Origin of the sequence: Sphingobium sp. SA916 (genome assembly GCF_002894065.1) — a bacterium.
In the GTDB taxonomy this organism is placed as follows: domain Bacteria; phylum Pseudomonadota; class Alphaproteobacteria; order Sphingomonadales; family Sphingomonadaceae; genus Sphingobium; species Sphingobium fuliginis.
This window is the reverse complement of record NZ_LXYF01000041.1, coordinates 1-17,598: the sequence shown is the minus strand read 5'-3', so window position 1 is coordinate 17,598 and position 17,598 is coordinate 1. Positions and strand designations below refer to the sequence as shown.

General features: G+C 65.8%; 16 protein-coding genes. 8 read left to right on the top strand and 8 right to left on the bottom strand.

Going from position 1 to position 17,598, the window contains the following annotated elements; all coding sequences use genetic code 11:
* Positions 1-11: 11 nt before the first annotated feature.
* Entirely contained in the window at positions 12-1,229 is a 1,218-nt protein-coding gene (locus A8G00_RS12650; protein ID WP_103000911.1) for a DUF3419 family protein, read from the top strand.
* Complete coding sequence (locus tag A8G00_RS12645) at positions 1,229-1,876, top strand: class I SAM-dependent methyltransferase (protein WP_103000828.1); 648 nt, start codon at positions 1,229-1,231, stop codon at positions 1,874-1,876. The genes A8G00_RS12650 and A8G00_RS12645 overlap by 1 nt, the downstream gene beginning before the upstream one ends.
* Before the next feature lie 147 nt (positions 1,877-2,023).
* Here A8G00_RS12645 and hemA read toward each other — a convergent pair whose 3' ends face one another.
* Together hemA and murI are read right to left on the bottom strand one after the other, a co-directional pair.
* Positions 2,024-3,244 carry a 5-aminolevulinate synthase gene (gene hemA / locus A8G00_RS12640; protein WP_044662361.1) on the bottom strand — a complete coding sequence of 407 codons (1,221 nt, stop codon included), beginning with the start codon at positions 3,242-3,244 and terminating at the stop codon, positions 2,024-2,026.
* Between the two features lie 152 nt (positions 3,245-3,396).
* A complete protein-coding gene (murI, locus tag A8G00_RS12635) occupies positions 3,397-4,200 on the bottom strand; it encodes a glutamate racemase (protein ID WP_103000827.1) in 804 nt (267 codons plus the stop codon).
* A 183-nt stretch (positions 4,201-4,383) separates the two neighbouring features.
* Here murI and plsY point away from each other — a divergent pair, with 183 nt between their 5' ends.
* The 3 genes from plsY to topA all read left to right on the top strand — a co-directional run bounded on the left by plsY (position 4,384) and on the right by topA (position 8,743).
* The gene (gene plsY / locus A8G00_RS12630; protein ID WP_037481602.1) at positions 4,384-4,998 is read left to right on the top strand and encodes a glycerol-3-phosphate 1-O-acyltransferase PlsY; all 615 of its coding nucleotides are present in this window, start codon (positions 4,384-4,386) and stop codon (positions 4,996-4,998) included.
* Positions 4,995-6,077 (top strand): DNA-processing protein DprA, encoded by a 1,083-nt coding sequence (gene dprA, locus A8G00_RS12625; protein ID WP_065845988.1) that lies wholly within the window; start codon positions 4,995-4,997, stop codon positions 6,075-6,077. Before plsY ends, dprA begins: the two co-directional genes overlap by 4 nt.
* Before the next feature lie 113 nt (positions 6,078-6,190).
* Positions 6,191-8,743 carry a type I DNA topoisomerase gene (topA, locus tag A8G00_RS12620; RefSeq protein ID WP_103000826.1) on the top strand — a complete coding sequence of 851 codons (2,553 nt, stop codon included), beginning with the start codon at positions 6,191-6,193 and terminating at the stop codon, positions 8,741-8,743.
* A 117-nt stretch (positions 8,744-8,860) separates the two neighbouring features.
* On the opposite strand, the gene era is transcribed toward topA, so the two are convergent.
* The 4 genes from era to lepB form a co-directional block, all read right to left on the bottom strand.
* The gene (gene era, locus A8G00_RS12615; RefSeq protein WP_061934228.1) at positions 8,861-9,769 is read right to left on the bottom strand and encodes a GTPase Era; all 909 of its coding nucleotides are present in this window, start codon (positions 9,767-9,769) and stop codon (positions 8,861-8,863) included.
* 36 nt (positions 9,770-9,805) lie between these two features.
* Entirely contained in the window at positions 9,806-10,093 is a 288-nt protein-coding gene (locus tag A8G00_RS12610) for a GIY-YIG nuclease family protein (RefSeq protein ID WP_103000825.1), read from the bottom strand.
* A 79-nt stretch (positions 10,094-10,172) separates the two neighbouring features.
* On the bottom strand, positions 10,173-10,886 hold the full coding sequence (gene rnc, locus A8G00_RS12605; protein ID WP_048578033.1) for a ribonuclease III: 714 nt from the start codon (positions 10,884-10,886) through the stop codon (positions 10,173-10,175).
* Positions 10,841-11,662, bottom strand: a complete 822-nt coding sequence (lepB, locus tag A8G00_RS12600) for a signal peptidase I (RefSeq protein ID WP_103000824.1) — start codon at positions 11,660-11,662, stop codon at positions 10,841-10,843. Before lepB ends, rnc begins: the two co-directional genes overlap by 46 nt.
* A 234-nt stretch (positions 11,663-11,896) precedes the next feature.
* On the opposite strand from lepB, the gene pgi reads away from it, so the two are divergent.
* Complete coding sequence (gene pgi / locus A8G00_RS12595) at positions 11,897-13,402, top strand: glucose-6-phosphate isomerase (RefSeq protein ID WP_103000823.1); 1,506 nt, start codon at positions 11,897-11,899, stop codon at positions 13,400-13,402.
* Positions 13,403-13,551: 149 nt separating this feature from the next.
* Entirely contained in the window at positions 13,552-14,898 is a 1,347-nt protein-coding gene (gene gor, locus A8G00_RS12590) for a glutathione-disulfide reductase (RefSeq protein WP_103000822.1), read from the top strand.
* A 3-nt stretch (positions 14,899-14,901) separates the two neighbouring features.
* Here gor and A8G00_RS12585 read toward each other — a convergent pair whose 3' ends face one another.
* Positions 14,902-15,609 (bottom strand): 2OG-Fe dioxygenase family protein, encoded by a 708-nt coding sequence (locus tag A8G00_RS12585; protein WP_103000821.1) that lies wholly within the window; start codon positions 15,607-15,609, stop codon positions 14,902-14,904.
* A gap of 89 nt (positions 15,610-15,698) precedes the next feature.
* The gene (locus A8G00_RS12580) at positions 15,699-16,484 is read right to left on the bottom strand and encodes an SDR family NAD(P)-dependent oxidoreductase (protein ID WP_044662353.1); all 786 of its coding nucleotides are present in this window, start codon (positions 16,482-16,484) and stop codon (positions 15,699-15,701) included.
* Between the two features lie 108 nt (positions 16,485-16,592).
* Between A8G00_RS12580 and A8G00_RS12575 the strand changes: the two genes are divergently transcribed.
* Complete coding sequence (locus tag A8G00_RS12575) at positions 16,593-17,489, top strand: LysR family transcriptional regulator (protein ID WP_025547359.1); 897 nt, start codon at positions 16,593-16,595, stop codon at positions 17,487-17,489.
* Positions 17,490-17,598 lie beyond the last annotated feature (109 nt).

The window sequence follows — 17,598 nt, the reverse complement described above, 5'->3', positions numbered from 1 at the left end:
AGGCGCGGCACATGGCATCTACGGCTCACCAGAATGTTACCCGCGCGGTGCACCGGCATCGGCATCTGTCGAAACAGGGCCTGCTGGAGCGGGCCTTTACCTTTGCGTTCCGGGGCCTTGTCTATGCGCAGATCTGGGAAGATCCGGAGGTCGACATGGAAGCGCTGGCGATCGGGCCGGACAGCCATGTCGTCACCATCGCTTCGGGCGGGTGCAATGTGCTGAGCTATCTGACGGCCGATCCGGCGAAGATCACGGCGGTCGACCTCAACACCGCGCATATCGCGCTCAACCGGCTGAAGCTGGCGGCGGCGCAGGCATTGCCGGACCATCGGGCCTTCCATCGCTTCTTCGCCAGGGCGGATTGCAGGGAGAATGTGGCGGCCTATCGCACCTTCGTGGCGCCGGTGCTGGACGACGCCACGCGGCGCTATTGGGAGGGGCGGGACTTCATCGGGCGGCGGCGGATCGGCGGCTTTGCGCGGGGGATTTACAGGCATGGGCTGCTGGGGCGCTTCATCGGCGCGGCGCATCTGCTGGCGCGGTTGCATGGCGTCGATCCGCGGCGGATGCTGGATGCGAAATCGCGGGAGGAGCAGCGGGCGATCTTCGAAACGGAGCTGGCGCCGGTGTTCGACAGCCCCTTCATGCGATGGCTGACGAGCCAGCCGGCTTCGCTCTTCGGCCTGGGCATCCCGCCCGCGCAATATGAGGCGCTTGCCGGGGACGCGCGGATGGACGGCGTGCTGAAGGCGCGGCTGGAAAAGCTGGCCTGCGGCTTCGACCTCAAGGACAATTATTTCGCGGTGCAGGCTTTCGAGCGCGGTTATGCCGGCGGCGAGGGGCCATTGCCGCCCTATTTGCAGGCCGCGAACCATGCGGCCGTGGTGGAACGCGCCGGGCGGGTGGATGTCCGGCATGTGAACTTCACCGACTTCCTGGCGTCGCAGGAGGCGGGGTCCGTCGATCGCTACATCCTGCTCGACGCGCAAGACTGGATGGACGATGCGCAGTTGAACGCGCTTTGGGCCCAGATCACGCGAACGGCGAAGCAAAATGCGCGGGTGCTGTTCCGGACGGCGGGCGAACCGAGCATCCTGCCGGGGCGGGTCGACGATGCGCTGCTGTCGCGCTGGGACTATCGGGCGGAGGAATCGCGGGAATATACGGCGCGGGACCGGTCGGCCATTTATGGCGGCGTTCACCTCTATGTGCTGGGGAGGGCGTGATGACGGGCGGGCATGGCGGGCTGATGGACAGCGTCTATCGGCATCAGCGGCACATTTACGACCTGTCGCGGAAATTCTACCTGCTCGGGCGGGATGGGCTTATTGCCGACCTGGCGCCGCCGCGCGGTGGGGCGGTGCTGGAGATCGGCTGCGGCACGGGACGCAATCTGATCGCCGTGGGCAAGGCCTGGCCGGAGGCGCGGCTCTATGGCGTCGATATTTCCGAGGCGATGCTGGGGACGGCGCGCAAAGCCGTGGCGAAGGCGGGCCTGGGGGATCGCGTCGTGCTGGCGCAGGGGGATGCCTGTGCGTTCGATGCAGGGGCGCTGTTCGGGCGGGAACGGTTCGAGCGGGTGTTCATCAGCTATGCGCTGTCCATGATCCCGGACTGGGAAGCGGCTCTGGGGCAGGCGGCGGGTTGCGTCGCGCATGGCGGCAAGCTGGAGATTGTCGACTTCGGGCAGCAGGATGGTCTGCCGGGCTTGTGGAAGCGGGCGCTGTTCGGGTGGCTGGCGCGCTTTCATGTGTCGCCGCGGGCGGAATTCAGGCAGGCGATCGGCAGGGTGGCGGCGGACATGGGGGGCTTTGCGCATAGCCGGAGCCTGTATCGGGGCTATGCGGTCAGGGGTGGGTTGATCCGGCTGTGAGTTTTTGGCCGGTTCCCGGATCGGGGTTGCGAATTCCGGCCTGGCCGCTGGAAATTGCCGCTGATGTTGCGCCGACCCATCCCAGCCCCCCGCCTGCGGGAGGGGGAATGAGGGCAGCGCCTCCAGCGGAACTCGCGCGGGCGCCGGTCAGGCCGCTTTCTTGAATTCCAGTTCGAGCCGGTCCCAGATTTCCACCAGAGCATCGACCAGTTCGCGCATCATTTCTTCGGTATGCGCCGGTCCGGGCGTGAAGCGCAGGCGTTCCGTGCCGCGCGGGACGGTGGGATAGTTGATGGGCTGCACATAGGCGCCATATTCCGCCAGCAATATGTCGCTGATCCGCTTGGCCTTCACCGGGTCGCCCACCATCAGGGGGACGATGTGCGTCACCGACGGCATCACCGGCAGGCCGGCTTCCGCCATCAGGCGCTTCAGGGTCGCGGCGGACGCCTGCTGGCCCTCGCGTTCCTCGCTCGACTGCTTGAGGTGACGGACGCTGGCCAGCACGCCGGCGACCAGCACAGGGGAGAGGGAGGTGGTGAAGATGAAGCCGGGCGCATAGCTGCGGATCACGTCGACGATCATCTGGTCGGCGGCGATGTAGCCGCCCATCACGCCGAACGCCTTGCCCAGCGTGCCTTCGATGATGGTCACGCGATCGGCCACCTCGTCCCGTTCGGAAATGCCGCCGCCGCGCGCGCCGTACATGCCGACTGCATGAACCTCGTCCAGATAGGTGAGGGCGTTATATTCGTCGGCCAGGTCGCAGATCGCGGCGATGGGGGCGATGTCGCCGTCCATCGAATAGACGCTTTCGAAGGCGATCAGCTTGGGCGCTTCCGGGTCTTCGGCGGCCAGCAGTTCGCGCAGATGATCGACGTCATTGTGGCGGAAGACGCGCTTCTCGCAGCCCGAATTGCGGATGCCCGCGATCATCGAGGCATGGTTCAGCTCGTCGGAGAAGATGATGCAGCCGGGCAGGATCTTGGCGAGGGTCGAGAGCGTCGCTTCGTTCGAGACATAGCCCGAGGTGAAGAGCAGCGCGCCTTCCTTGCCGTGCAGGTCGGCCAGTTCGGCCTCCAGATCAACATGATAATGGGTGTTGCCGCCGATATTGCGGGTGCCGCCGGAGCCCGCGCCGACATCGTGCAGCGCCTCTTCCATCGCGGCGACGACCTTGGGATGCTGGCCCATGGCGAGATAGTCGTTGGAGCACCAGACGGTGATGGGCTTGGGCCCGTTATGGCCGTGGAAGCAGCGGGCGTTGGGGAAGGCGCCCTTGTTGCGCAGGATGTCGATGAAAACCCGGTAGCGGCCTTCGCTATGGAGCCGGTCGATCGCCTGCGTGAAGATGTGCTTGTAGTTCACTTGAACGCCCTGTCCCTATTCCCGCATCCCCTCTTTGAGGGGCATTTATCCGCTGTTTTGGCCTATTACCAGTGATAAACGCTCGCAGCCTTAGGGAGAATTACCTATCACACTGATAGAAGGACTTGCGATTGGACCAAAGGTCCACCCCTTCAAAGTCCTTCGATCCGTTGCAAGCCATAGCCTTCCAGCGCTGGGCGGAGTGGCTCCACGCTCTCGTCCAGGCGAGTGAAGACCGCGGTTCCGGGCTGCGGTTCGGACGGCCATGGCTGCCCCTGGGTCAGATAAGCGATGCGGCGCGCAATTCCTTCACCGCCGTGCACGAATCTGAGCGGACGGGGCGAAGCGGCGGCCAGTTCGGCCTCCACCAGCGGAAAATGCGTGCAGGCGAGGACCACTATGTCCATCCGGTCCCCGCCCGGCTGGTCGAACAGGCCGGCCAGCGCGTCCCGCGCAATGGCGGGATCGAGCGGTTCGCCGCGCAGTTTCGCCTCGGCAAGCTGGACGAGGGCGGCCGACCCATGGCGCAGGACCGTGCAGTCGGCGCCATGTTCGGCCGCGAGCCTGTCGACATAGGGCTGGCGCACCGTGGCGTCGGTGCCGAGCACGCCGAATACCCGGCTTTGCGAGAGCAGGGCGGCAGGCTTGATTGCCGGTACCGTGCCGACAACGGGGATGTCGAGCGCGGCGCGGACCGCCGGCAGGGCGATGGTGGAGGCGGTGTTGCAGGCGATGACGGCGAGGCGCGGGCGGTAGCGCTCCACCAGCCGCCCGAGCAGGGCGGGCACGCGGGCGGCGATCTCCGCCTCGCTCTTGGTGCCATAGGGGAAGCCCGCGCTGTCCGCGGCATAGACGACCGGCGCGTTGGGCAGGGCGCTTCGTGCCGGGCCAAGGATGGAAAGCCCGCCGACGCCGGAGTCGAAGAAAAGAAGGGGGGCATGGGATGCGACTGTCATCGGGCAGACATGTCGCGGCATGGGGCGGGCCTGTCAACTTCCCTCAAGAGCCCTCCCCTTGAGAGGAAGGGCTTGATGGCGGGAACCCCCATCCCCGATATTCCGACCCATATTTCGTCACCTTCGCCATTGCCCGGTTCGCCGGGAACGCTATGGTCGCGCCGCAACCAATTTGGCGAGATCATGACTCCTCCCTGGCTACTTCCCGCATTCGTCCTGCTGATCGGTTATCTGCTGGGTTCCATCCCGTTCGGGCTGCTGCTGACGCGCCTCACCGGGGCGGGCGACCTGCGCAAGATCGGGTCGGGGAATATCGGCGCGACCAATGTGCTGCGGACGGGGCGAAAGGGGCTGGCGGCGGCGACGCTGCTGCTCGATCTGCTGAAGGGCGCGGCGGCGGTGCTGGTCGGCGCGGCGCTGGTCGATGGTGGCGGGCCGATGGCCGGGGCCATGGCCTTTATCGGACATTGCTATCCCGTCTGGCTGCGCTTTGCCGGGGGCAAGGGCGTGGCGACCATGATGGGCGTGGTGACGGCGCTGTACTGGCCGGCGGGGATCGTCTTCGCGGCCGTGTGGCTGGGGGCGCTGTTCGGGACCAGATGGTCGTCGGTCGGCGGCATGTCCGCGGCGGTCAGCGCCCCTGTCGCCATGTGGTGCTTCGGCCGGATCGAGCTGGTCCCCGTTGCGCTGGCGCTCGCGTTGATCGTGCTGTGGCGGCACCGGGAGAATATCGCGCGGCTCGCCAGGGGAACCGAGCCGAAGGTGGGCGCTTCGAAAAAGGCGGCGGCCGGGGAATGAGCGAGCAGGAGCGGTTCAACCGCCTGCGCCTGATCCGTTCGCCGCGCATCGGCCCTGTCACCTTCCGCCAGTTGATGGCGCGTTTCGGCACGGCGGGCGAGGCCTTGCGCGCGGTGCCCGATCTGGCGGCGCGCGGCGGCGGCAAGGCCAGCATCGTGGACGCGAAGATCGTCGAGCAGGAGATCGCGCGCAGCCGGGCGGCTGGCGCCCGCTACCTGATCATGGGCGATGCCGATTACCCCTTCCTGCTGGAGCAGATGGAGGGCGCGCCGCCGGCCCTGATCGTGCGCGGGGACGTATCGCTGGCGGCGCGGGATTGCGTGGCGATGGTAGGGGCGCGCAACGCCTCTGCCGCGGCGTGCCGCTTCGCCCGGATGCTGGCGCAGGATCTGGGACAGCATGGGGCGGTCGTGGTGTCGGGGCTGGCGCGGGGGATCGATACGGCCGCGCATCAGGGCGCGCTGGAGAGCGGCACCATCGCCGTCATCGCCTGCGGCATCGACATCGCCTTCCCGCCCGAAAATGCGGAACTGCAGGAGCGGCTGGCCGAGGAAGGGCTGCTGGTCACGGAGCATCCGCCGGGCACGCAGCCGCTGGCCCGGCAGTTCCCGGCGCGCAACAGGATCATCGCCGGGCTGGCGCGGGGGACCGTCGTCGTGGAAGCCGCGCCCCGGTCCGGTTCGCTGATCACGGCGCGGCTGGCGGGGGAGGCGGGACGGGAGGTGATGGCGGTGCCCGGCTCTCCGCTCGATCCCCGCGCCCAGGGGTGCAACCAGTTGATCCGGGAGGGCGCGGTGCTGGTCCAGAGCGCCGCCGACGTGATCGAGGCGATCGGCGCCATCGACCCGCGCATGGTTCGGCAGCCCGGCGGCCACTTCGCGGGCGAGCCGCCGTCCGGCGACGTGGCCGAGCGGGAGCGGGCGTCGGTCGTCGCGCTGCTGGGACCGGCGCCCGTGCCGGTGGATGAACTGATAAGGCTGTCGGGCCTTGGCCCCGCCGTGGTGCAGACGGTGCTGCTGGAACTGGAACTCGCCGCCCGGCTGGAGCGGCATGCGGGTGGGAAGGTCAGCCTGTCGTGACGGGGCGTCCCGACCGTGCGGAATGCCGCCTGCATCGCTGCGGCTTGACGGAGGATGGAAACAGCTTTCAGACTCGCGCGTGTACGTGAGAGACAATTTGAACCGGGGCATGAATGCAGCTTGTCATCGTTGAATCGCCGGCCAAGGCGAAGACCATCGAAAAATATCTGGGCGGCGATTTCCATGTGCTGGCCAGCTATGGGCATATCCGCGACCTGCCGCCCAAGGACGGGTCGGTGGACCCCGACAACGGCTTTGCCATGAGCTGGGAAAATTATGGCGACAAGGGCAAGCAGCTCAAGGCCATAGCCGACGAAGCCAAGAAGGCGACCCGGCTGATCCTGGCGACCGACCCCGATCGCGAGGGGGAGGCGATAAGCTGGCATGTGCAGGAGGTGCTGCGGGCGAAGAAGGCGCTGCCCGCCAAGGTGGACCGCGTGACCTTCAACGCGATCACCAAGCAGGCGGTGACCGAGGCGATGGCCCAGCCGCGCGCGCTGGACGAGGATCTGATCGATGCCTATCGGGCGCGGCGGGCGCTGGATTATCTGGTGGGCTTCACGCTTTCCCCGGTGTTGTGGCGCAAGCTGCCGGGGGCCAAGTCGGCGGGGCGGGTGCAGTCCGTGGCGTTGCGGCTGGTCGTGGACCGGGAGCGCGAGATCGAAAGTTTCGTGGCCCAGGAATATTGGTCGGTCGCGGCCGAGATGGAGCAGGGCGGACAGGGTTTCGTCGCGCGGCTGGTGCGCTGGCGCGGCGAGAAGATCGAGCGGCTGACCATCGGCAGGGAAGGCGACGCCATGGCCGCGAAGGCGGATGTGGAGGCCGGGCGCTTCACCGTCGAGAAGGTCGAGACCAAGCCGGTTTCGCGCAATCCTCCGCCGCCGTTCACGACCTCGACGCTTCAGCAGGAGGCGGCGCGCAAGCTGGGCTTTTCGGCCAGCCATACGATGCGGATCGCGCAGCAGCTTTATGAGGATGGCGCGATCACCTATATGCGGACCGACGGCGTGCAGATGGACGGCAGCGCCATTTCCGCCGCGCGCAAGGCGATCGCGGAGCGCTATGACGGCGGCTATCTGCCCGAAAAGCCGCGCCAATATCAGACCAAGGCCAAGAATGCGCAGGAAGCGCATGAGGCCATTCGTCCGACCGAGTTTTCGCGCGACAAGGTGGGGTCGGGCGACCATGCGCGGCTGTACGACCTGATCTTCAAGCGGGCGCTGGCGAGCCAGATGGCTTCGGCGCGGCTGGAGCGGACGACCGTCGATCTGGTCGATGCGACCGGGCAGCATGGGCTGCGCGCCACCGGACAGGTGGTGATCTTTCCGGGGTTCCTGGCGCTCTATGAGGAAGGGCGCGACGATGCGGAAGACGATGATTCGAGGCTGCTGCCGCGCTTGGGCGTGGGCGACGCTCCCGCCAAGAAGAAGGTGACGGCGGAGCAGCATTTCACCCAGCCGCCGCCGCGCTATTCGGAAGCGTCGCTGGTCAAGAAGCTGGAGGAACTGGGGATCGGGCGGCCTTCCACCTATGCCTCGACTTTGCAGGTGCTGAAGGACCGCGACTATGTGCGGATCGAGAAGAACCGCTTCTTCGCGGAGGAGAGCGGGCGGCTGGTGACGGCCTTTCTGGAGCGTTTCTTCGAGCGGTATGTGTCCTACGACTTCACCGCAGGGCTGGAGGATGAGCTGGATGAGATTTCCGGCGGGCGGGCCCAGTGGCAGGCGGTGCTGGAAGCCTTCTGGCGCGACTTCAAGCCCAAGACCGCCGAGGTGATGGAGCAGAAGCCTTCCGACATCACGGCTGAGCTGGACAAGTTTCTGGAGCCGATGCTGTTCCCGCCCAAGGCGGACGGGTCCAATCCGCGTGCCTGCCCGATGTGCGGCGACGGGCAATTGTCGCTGCGCGGCGGGCGGTTCGGGGCGTTCATCGCCTGCTCCAACTATCCGGAGTGCAAATATACGCGCAAGTTCGGGCAGCCGGGCGGCGACAAGGATGGCGAGGACAAGGGGCCGGAGGTGCTGGGCCAGCATCCCGAGACCGGGCAGGATATTGTCAGGAAATCCGGGCGGTTCGGGCCCTATATCGAGATGGGCGAGGGCAAGGAGGCCAAGCGCGGCTCCATTCCCAAGGATTTGCCCGATGGCGAGTTGACGCTGGACTGGGCGGTGAAGCTGCTGAGCCTGCCGCGCGAGATCGGGCTGCATCCGGAGACGGGGAAGCCCATCGTGGCGAATATCGGGCGGTTCGGGCCCTATCTGCTGCATGACGGCAAATATGGGCGGCTGTCCTCCACCGCGGAGATTTTCGAGGTGGGGATGAACAGCGCCGTGGCCAAGCTGGCCGATGCGGCGAACAAGGGCGGGCGTGGCGCTTCGTCGCGGGAGCCGCTCAAGGTGCTGGGCAAGCATCCGCGCACCGAAGCGGAGATCAAGCTGATGGCGGGGCGCTATGGTCCCTATGTGACCGACGGCACGACCAATGCGACGCTGCCCAAGACCATCGAGCAGGATGCCCTGACGCTGGAGGAGGCTGCGCAACTGATCGATGCGCGGGCCGCGGCGGCGCCTGCGAAGAAGGGGAAGAAGGCGCCGGCGAAAAAGGGTGCGGCGAAGAAGCCTGCCGCGAAGAAGGCGTCTGCGAAGAAGAAGGTAGCGGCGGAGTAATTATGCTCGTCATCCCCGGAAAGCGGGAATCCATCTCCCATAAATTGTGCCTGGCGCAAGGTCAGGTGATGGATTCCCGCCTGCGCGGGAATGACGATGATTGATAAGCGGGTTGGCTTACTCCACCCAATCCAGGCCGATGTCGCGGTAGATGAAGCGGTCGTCTTCCCAATCTTCCTTCACCTTGACGTGGAGGTAGAGATGGACCTTGACCCCAAGCAGGCTGGCCAGTTCGGCGCGGGCCTTTGAGCCGATTTCCTTGAGGCGCTGGCCGCCCTTGCCCAGCACGATGGCGCGCTGGCTGGAGCGGCCGACGAGGATCTGCTGGTGGATTTCGACCGATCCGTCCTCGCGCTCGCTATATTTTTCCGTGTCGACGGCGGCGGCATAGGGGAGTTCGGCGTGGAGCTGGTGATAGAGCTGTTCGCGCGTGATCTCCGCCGCCAGCATGCGGTCGGTGGCGTCGGAGACCTGATCCTCCGGGAAGTGCCAGGGGCCTTCGGGCATGGCTCTGGCGAAGGCGGTCTTGAGTTCGGGAAGGCCGTCGCCGGTCGCCGCGCTGACGAAGAAGGTCTCCGCTATGTCGAGCTGTTCGTAGAGCCGCTGGGTGTGGACCAGCAGCTTTTCCTTGATGGCGATGTCGACCTTGTTGAGGATCAGCCATTTCCTCTCCGGCCGGGCGGCGAGGGCGCTGACGATCGGTTCCATCTTGGCGCCGAGGCCCGCCTTGCCGTCGACGACCAGAGCGATCAGGTCGGCGCCTTGCGCGCCGCCCCATGCGGCCTGCACCATGGCGCGGTCAAGGCGGCGCTTGGGGGCGAAGATGCCGGGGGTGTCGACCAGCACCATCTGCGCGTCGCCCTCGATCGCCACGCCCATGACGCGGGTGCGGGTGGTCTGCGCCTTGGGGCTGGTGATCGCCACCTTCTGGCCTACCAGCGCGTTGACCAAGGTGGATTTGCCTGCGTTCGGGGCGCCGACTATGGCGATGACGCCGCAATGTTGCTGAACTTCTGAACCTTCCAAATTTAACTCCGTTCGCCCTGAGCCTGTCGAAGGGCTTTACTTTTCCTGGTTCGAGCGCGCCAAGGTGGAGATGAGTTTCCAATCCTCGCGGATGAGCGCAAGTTTCTTGGCCCGGCTCCAGCCCTTGATTTGGCGCTCTGCTTCCAGCGCCTCCATACGGGTTCCGAACTCTTGCGACCAGACCAGTTTTATCGGGCGGCGGTTTTGGGTGTGGCCAGGGATTGCGCCTGCCTCATGTTGCGCGATGCGGGTTTGGAGATTGTCGGTGTGGCCGGTGTAGAAGCTGCGGTCGGCGCAGTGGAGCATGTAGGTCCAGAAGGGCAATGTCGTTCCAGAAGAAAGAAAAGCCCTTCGACAGGCTCAGGGCGAACGGGGAGGGGTTTTGGACTTAGTTGTGGGCGGTTTACGCGGTCAGTTTGTCCAGCAGGGCCTTTGCCGCTGCGGTTTCCGCTTCCTGCTTGGAACCGCCCGTCGCGCTTGCTTCGCCTGCGCCCTTGATGCTGACCGTTACCGTGAATTTCAGGGCGTGGTGGGGGCCGGAGCGGTCGGTCATCGCATATTCCGGCGGTTTGCGCTTGTTGGCGGCGGCCCATTCCTGAAGCGCGGACTTGGGGTGTTTGGGCGCGCTGGACTGGGTGTCGACGCGGTCGGCCCAGAGACGGCGGACGAGGGTGCGGGCCTCCTCCAGGCCGCCCTCCAGATAGAGCGCGCCGATCAGCGCCTCCATGACGTCGCCCAGCACATTGTCGCTGTCGGCGGCGCCATCGTCGCGGGCCTGCTTGCCGAGCACCAGATGAGCCGGAACTCCGGCGCTGCGGGCGACTTCGGCGCAGGTCTCGCCGGAAACCAGCGCGTTGAAGCGGCGGGAAAGCTTGCCTTCGGGTTCGCCCGAAAAGCGGTCGTAGAGCCACTCCGCGATCAGCAGGCCCAGGATGCGGTCGCCCAGGAATTCCAGCCGTTCATAATTCACCGCATGGGCGCTGCCATGGGTCAGCGCCTGGTTGAAGGCGGCCGGGTCCTTCGGCGCGCGGCCGATCAGGGCGCTCAGCCAGCCTTCGGTGTCGGGTTTCGTCAAAAGCCTTCCCCGATGCGGCTCCAGCGCGCGGCGGACACCCATGTCCAGGGCAGCAGCCAGTTGGCGCTGCCGTCGGTCGAGAAGACGGAGATCATCGCCTTGCCGACCAGATTTTCCTCAGGAACAAGGCCGATGCCGCCGCCGTCGACCGCCGGGAAGCGGCTGTCCGCGCTGCGGTCGCGATTGTCGCCCATCATGAAGAGATGGCCTTCGGGCACCACCACCGTGTCGCGGTCGTCGGCCGCGCCGTCCGGCACCAGGTCGAGGACATTGTAGCTTTTGCCGCCCGGCAGCGTCTCCCGATATTGGGGGTAGCGGCACTGGCGGCCGCCGGGTACGGCCTCCTCGAATTTGGGGCGGTAGCAGGGGGACGGACTGCCTTCCTTCGCTGCCGCATCCTCCATATTGGGCGTCACCGGTATGACGAGGTCGGCCACCTTCTGCTTCGGAATGGCCTGACCGTTCAGATAGACGGTGCCCCCGCGCACGGAGATCATGTCGCCGGGCAGGCCGATGACGCGCTTGATATAGTCGTTCTTCTGGTTCGGCGGCGCCTTGAACACCACCACGTCGCCGCGCTGCGGCGTCGAGGCGAAGATGCGGCCGGGGATCAGCGGCATGCCGAAGGGCAGCGAATAGCGCGAATAGCCATAGGGCCATTTCGCAACCAGCAGATAATCCCCGATCAGCAGGCGCGGCTGCATCGATTCCGACGGGATGTTGAAGGGCGACACGATGAAGCTGCGAAGGACGAAGACGAACACCGCCAGCTTTGCGAGAAACCAGAGGAAATCCCGCGTTTCGGATTTTGCGCTCATGCTTGGTCGTCTTTTCCTTCAATTCGCCCTGAAAACAGGCCGTCGCGGCTTTTGCGGGTTAGTAAAGCCGCCGTCAAGCGGGCTAGAGACCAACGGGTTGTCACTTCATGCTGCCCCGCAGCCCGATTTTTCCGTTCGAACGGTGCAATAGCGGAACGACTTGGCTAGGATGGGCAAGAATCGACAGGTGCAGCGTCGGTATCGATCAACGGCAAAACAAGAGGATATATCCCAATGTCCAGCCCTGCACTGGCAGCGCTCGCGGCTCTTCCCCAGGCCGATCTCAAGTCCATCTTCACCACCGATCCCGACCGGCTGAGCAAGTTCACCCTGCGCCAGGGGCCCGTGCGCTTCGACTGGTCGAAGACGCATCTGACCGACGAGCTGTTCGAGGGATTTCTGGCGCTGGCCGAGGAAAAGGGCTTTGCCGCGCAGCGGGACGCCCTGTTCGCGGGCGAGGCGGTGAACAACACCGAGGGCCGCGCCGCCGAGCATCCCGCCGAGCGGGGCGAGGGCAATGCCGACAGCGTGGCGCGGGCCAAGATGTTCCATGCGCGGATGCGGGCGTTGATCGACGCCATAGAGGGCGAGGCGCTGGGGCCGATCCGGCATATCCTGCATATCGGCATTGGCGGGTCTGCGCTGGGGCCCGACCTGATCGTCGATGCATTGGGCGGGGACGGAGCGCGCTATGACGTCGCCATCGTGTCCAATGTCGACGGCACGGCGCTGGAGCGGGCGATTTCGCGCTTCGATCCCGAAGCGACGCTGATCGCCGTGGCTTCGAAGACCTTCACCACCACGGAGACCATGCTGAACGCGGCGAGCGCGATCAACTGGATGGTCGAGGCGGGGGTGGATGATCCCTATGGCCGGGTGATCGCGCTGACCGCATCGCCCGACAAGGCGATCGAATGGGGCGTGGACGAGACGCGGGTGCTGCCCTTCGCGGAGAGCGTGGGCGGGCGTTATTCGCTCTGGTCCTCCATCGGGTTTCCGGCGGCGCTGGCGCTGGGATGGGATGCGTTCGAGAGCCTGCTGGAAGGCGCGGCGGCGATGGACCGGCATTTCCGGCTGAGCGACCCCAGGCAGAACGCGCCGCTGATCGCCGCCTTTGTCGACCAATATTATGCGCGGGTGCTGGGATGCCAGACGCGGGCGCTGTTCGCCTATGACGAAAGGCTGCGTCTGCTGCCCTCCTATCTCCAGCAACTGGAGATGGAGAGCAACGGCAAGAGCGTGACGCGCGACGGCAAGCCCGTCGATGGACCGACGGCGGCGATCACCTGGGGCGGCGTCGGCACGGACGCGCAGCATGCCGTGTTCCAGCTGCTGCATCAGGGGACGATCCTGACGCCGGTGGAGTTCATCGCCTCCATCGAGCCGGGCCATGCGCTCGATCCGGCGCATCATCGGGCCTTGCTGGTGAACTGCTTCGCGCAGGGGGCGGCTTTGCTGCGGGGCAAGGATAATGAGGCCGATCCGGCGCGGGCCTATCCGGGGAACCGGCCTTCGACCACCATATTGCTGGACGACGTGACGCCGGAGGTTCTGGGGGCGCTGATCGCTTTCTACGAGCATCGGACCTTTGCCAATGCGGTGCTGATGGGGATCAATCCGTTCGATCAGTTCGGTGTCGAGCTGGGCAAGGAAATCGCCAGGTCCATCGAGGCGGAGGGGCCGAAGGGGTTCGATCCTTCGACCATGGCTTTGATCGATCTGGCTTTGGGCGGGGTTTGACGGATAAGCCGCTTCTGGAGGTGGGAGGGCCCCGTTTTGCTAGCGCCCACCCCCGGCCCATCCCGCCCGCGGGAGGGGAGTGAGAAGATTCTGGTTTGTAACTCCGCTGGGGACGCTCCATATGCGGGCGCAATCTAGCGGAGGGATGGATGAGCAATTACGACTTCGACCTTTTCGTCATCGGGGCGGGATCCGGCGGCGTGCGGGCTTCGCGCGTGGCGGCGGCGCATGGCGCGAAGGTGGCGGTGGCCGAGGAATATCGGGTCGGCGGCACCTGCGTCATTCGCGGCTGCGTGCCCAAGAAGCTGCTCATCTATGGCGCGCATTTTGCCGAGGATCTGAAGGATGCGCGGCGCTTCGGCTGGAATGTGCCCGATTGCGGCTTCGAATGGACGACGCTGCGCGACAATGTGCTGGCCGATGTCGACCGGCTGGAGGGTCTCTACAAGAACACGCTGGACAGCCATGAGGTCGAACTGATCCCCGAGCGGGCGACGATCACCGGGCCGCATGGCGTGAAGCTGGCCAGCGGGCGCGAGGTCACGGCCAGATATATCCTGGTTTCGACCGGCGCCTGGCCCATCGTTCCCGACATCGAGGGGGCGGAGCATGGCGTGACGTCCAATGAACTGTTCCACCTGGAGGAATGCCCGAAGCGGATCGTGATCGTCGGCGGCGGCTATATCGCCAATGAATTTGCGGGCATCTTCCACCAGTTCGGCAGCCATGTGACGATCGTCAACCGGTCCAACACCCTGCTGCGCGGCTATGACGAGCAGATCCGCGACCGGCTGCTCCAGATTTCGACGATGAAGGGGATCAATTTCCGCTTCAACGCCGAGATGGAGAAGATCGAGAAGAATGAGGACGGCACGCTGTGCGTCCGGTTCAGGAGCGGCGATCCGATCGCCTGCGACCTGCTGGTCTTCGCGACCGGGCGCAAGCCGCATGTCGATGGGCTGGGCCTGGAGAATGCCGGGGTCGAACTGAGCGACAAGGGCGCGATCAAGGTCGATGAATATAGCCGCACGAGCTGCGCGAGCATCTATGCGGTGGGCGACGTCACCGACCGGATGCAGCTCACCCCCGTCGCGATCCGCGAGGGGCATGCCTTTGCGGATACGGTGTTCGGGGACAATCCGCGCACGGTCGATTATGATTGCGTGCCCTCCGCCGTGTTCAGCCATCCGCCGCTGGCGGGCGTGGGGCTGACCGAGGCGCAGGCGAAGAACAAATATGGGACGGTGAAGGTCTATACCTCCGACTTCCGGCCGATGAAGAATGTGCTGGCCGGGCGGGACGAGCGGGCGCTCTACAAGATGGTGGTGGACGCGACGACCAATCGCGTGGTCGGGCTGCACATGATCGGGCCGGATGCGCCGGAAATCCTTCAGGCGGCCGCGATTGCGGTGAAGGCCGGCCTCACCAAGCAGGAGTTCGACGACACCGTCGCCCTGCATCCGAGCATGGCCGAGGAGTTGGTGCTGTTGAAATAAGGCTCAGGCGTCGGCCGCGAAGGTGAGGACGAGAGCGTCGCGCCAGGCGGGTTGCGCCGGGTCGACCGCATGGATTTCGGTGACGCCGTGCATGATGCGGTGGTCGTCGATCAGCACCGCGTCGCCGGGGCGGGCAAGGGTGAATTCGCCCAATGCGCCGCCCTCCGGCGTGCCGATGCGGGTGACGCCTTCGCGGACGTTGCGGCGTTCGACCAGCATGACGAAGACCCAGTCCACGCCGTCGCGGTGCATGCCTTCCGGCGTGGGGCGGCCCAGTTCCCCGGTGCGGGCCTCTATGCGGAACTGATGGAGTTCGACATGCTGCCGTCCGGCCAGGGGGAAGCTGCGCGCGCAGAAGGCGAAGATCGCCTGCATCGCGCTATTGTCGATGGTGCCTTGCTCGACGGGATCGAACCAGCGCTGCACATCGCCATTCAGCGGATTATAGTCGCGGCTCTGGAAATGCGGCTGGTGCGGTTGGCGCGTGAAGACGCCCTGTTCGCAGGCGAAGGTCGCGTGGCGGCGGCGGCGATAGCGCCCTCCGTCCGCCATATAGAGGTCGGGGCCGAGATCGTCCCAGCTTCGCGCGAGCGCGTTCCAGCCGACGGAGGGGAGCCGTTCGAACAGGTCTGCCCCGGACAGGCGGGCATAGCCGGCTTCCGCCAGTTCGTGCCGGAGGGGCGTGTCCATGAGAATGTCCGTGTCGCTCATCCGTCCTTCCTATCCGGAGAGACAGACGAGCGACAGGGCCAGTTCCCGCAAGCAGGATATGGATCGGGCGCCCATATCGGGCGCCCCTATCAGGCTATGGTGGGAACGATCCCGCCCTCCGCCCGGATCGCCGCGCCATTGGTGACGGCGGCGAGCGGGCTGGCGAGATAGGCGACCATCGACCCGATCTCGTCCGCCTCGATCAGCCGGCGGACGAGGGAGAGCGGGCGCAGCGTCCGGAAGAATTCCGCTTCGCGTTCGGCCTCGGGCGCGTCCTTGTTCTCGACCACCGACTGGATGAAGTCGACGATCCCTTCCGAACGGGTGGGACCGGGCAACACCGAATTCACCGTCACGCCGGTGCCGCGCGTCTGTTCGGCCAGTCCGCGGGCGATGGCGAGCTGGGCGGTCTTGGTCATGCCGTAGTGGATCATCTCGCCGGGGATCACCAGCGCGCTTTCGCTGGCGATGAAGATGATGCGGCCCCAGTTCTTCGCGATCATGCGTGGGAAATAATGACGGGCGAGGCGGGCGCCGCTGACGACGTTGACCTCGAAGAAATGATGCCAGTCCTCGTCGGAGATTTCGGTGAAGGGCTTGGCTTCGTAGATGCCGAGATTGTTGACGAGGATGTCGACGTCCGGAGCGGCTTCGATGAGCGTGGCCGCGCCCTGCGCCGTCGCGGGATCGGCCAGGATCGGGCGGACCCTGCCGGACTGGGCAAGCTGCGCGGCCGCATCGTCGAGCTTGGCCTGATTGCGGCCGGTGATCACGACCTCCACACCTTCTTCGGCAAGGCGCCTGGCGATGGCAAAGCCGATCCCGGCGGTCGATCCGGTGACGAGCGCGGTCCTGCCGTTGAGTTTCAGATCCATGGGGCAACTCCTGTTCTGCGTGAGTGAACGCAGAAATAGGAGAAGGGATCATTGATGATTAGAATGATCATCGTCACTATAGAAGTGATTTCAGATCATGAGCGATGCATGGATAACCGCTTCGGGGATATAGAGACGTTTCTGGCGGTGGCGCAGGAGGGCAGCCTTGCCTCCGCCGCCAGGGCCTTGCGGCTGACGCCGTCCGCCGTCAGCCGCAGCATCGCCCGGCTGGAGCAGCGGCTGGGTGTCACCCTGCTGCGGCGGACCACGCGGTCGCTGGCGCTGACGATGGAAGGGGCCGCCTATCGCGACCGGATGTCGGCGCTGATGGCGGAAATGACCGATGTCGAAAGCAGGCTGGGGCAGGAGGAGCAGGGACCGCGAGGGCTGTTGCGGGTGAATGCCTCCGTATCCTTCGGCATCCACTGCCTGTTGCCGATCCTGCCCCGCTTTCTGGCCCGGCATCCGGCCGTGACGGTCGATCTGGCGTTATCCGATGCGGTGGTGGACCTGGTCGAGGAGAGGGCCGACATCGCCATCCGGATCGGGCCGCTGCGCGATACGCGGCTGCGCGCCAAGAAGCTGGGGCGCAGCCGCATGGTGCTGGTCGCCAGTCCCGCCTATCTGGCTGCGCGGGGCATGCCGCTCAGGCCGGACGATCTGGACGGGCATGACTGCCTGCAGTTCAGCTTTCGTCGATCGGTGGACAGCTGGGCCTTCCGGATCGGCGGGCGGACGGTGCAGCGTCCGGTGCAGGGGCGTTTCTTCGGCAATTCGGGCGAGGTCGTGCGGCAGATGGCGATCGCGGGCGGCGGCATAGCGCGGCACGGGCGCTTTCACGTCGCCGCCGACGTGCGGGAAGGGCGGCTGGTCGAGGTGCTGGGCGATTTCAGCACGGGGGAGGGCGAGGATATTCACGCGCTCTATTCCGCGCAGGACCGGCTGGCGGCGCGGGTGCGGGCTTTTCTCGATTTTCTGGAGGAGGAGCTGGAATTGCCGGATTAGCCTAGAGCCAATCGACATTCAGCCCTGACGGCCTGCAAATGACGCTTTTCCGTGCTTCCGGTGCTCACCTACTTTGAGTAGGCTGCGCTCCGGGTCACGGAAAACCACC